The organism is Candidatus Pseudomonas auctus, assembly GCF_048654275.1.
In the GTDB taxonomy this organism is placed as follows: Bacteria; Pseudomonadota; Gammaproteobacteria; order Pseudomonadales; family Pseudomonadaceae; genus Aquipseudomonas; species Aquipseudomonas pharyngis.
On sequence record NZ_JBJYZK010000041.1, the window covers coordinates 1 to 225 of the forward strand.

Below are 225 nucleotides of genomic sequence, written 5' to 3' on the forward strand. Positions count from 1 at the left end.
CGTGACCGCTGCCACTGCGCCAACCATCACCTCGGCTAAAGGCTCACCCAGCGGAAACGACATTCCTCCCGGCGGGATCACCGTGGAAACGGCGGTCACCCTGTCGGGTGTCGCCGCCAAGGGTCAGAAGGTCGATGTGCTGCTGGGCAGCGTGCCCAAAGGTCAGCCCGTGGCCGATCCGGGAACCGGCATCTGGACCCTGCTGGTGACCGGCCTGACAGCCGT

The 225-nt window shown here is 66.7% G+C and carries 1 pseudogene; it reads left to right on the forward strand.

Annotated elements, in window-relative coordinates:
- Window positions 1–225 (forward strand): annotated as a pseudogene (locus ACKUG4_RS28260) (Ig-like domain-containing protein); the annotation flags it as partial.